Source organism: Paenibacillus sp. 01T424 (genome assembly GCF_056398745.1).
This window is the reverse complement of record NZ_JBFTPZ010000121.1, coordinates 1-556: the sequence shown is the minus strand read 5'-3', so window position 1 is coordinate 556 and position 556 is coordinate 1. Positions and strand designations below refer to the sequence as shown.

Annotated in this window: 2 rRNA genes; both read left to right on the top strand. The window is 47.8% G+C overall.

Annotation, left to right across the window (positions count from 1 at the left end):
• Positions 1-13: 13 nt before the first annotated feature.
• Positions 14-130, top strand: a 5S ribosomal RNA gene (gene rrf / locus AC1DPK_RS34275).
• A 292-nt stretch (positions 131-422) separates the two neighbouring features.
• A 23S ribosomal RNA gene (locus AC1DPK_RS34270) occupies positions 423-556 on the top strand; the annotation flags it as partial.

Sequence of the window (556 nt, the reverse complement as noted above, 5' to 3'; positions counted from 1 at the left end):
GTCAAGTCATCCGTTTGGTGGCGATGGCGGAGGTGAACCACGCGTTCCCATACCGAACACGACCGTTAAGCCCTTCAGCGCCGATGGTACTTAGACCGCAGGGTCTTGGGAGAGTAGGACGTCGCCAAGCGGATTAAATCATACAAGTGAGTTACCAACTTTTAGTGGTTGATTGTAACAAGCGAATATGTTAATCTAACACTCCTGCCGCGAAAGCGGTGGAAACAAATTGCACCTTGAAAACTGGATAACGAAAGAAAAAGAATTGCTGAAACATCCTTTAGCTACATTGATTTAATTGTTAGTGAAGGTTGTTCGTGATTGATGCGACTTCTTTTCGTTTTGTTTCAACYATTTGATGTCTYAGGAGATCAGAGAAACAAAATGAAAACGGCGCACAAGCCGAATCAACCGGAACGATAGGTTAAGCTAGTAAGAGCGCACGGAGGATGCCTAGGCACCAGGAGCCGAAGAAGGACGTGGCGAACAACGATACCGCCCCGGGGAGCCGTAAGCAGGCATTGATCCGAGGATTTCCGAATGGGGAAACCCAGCT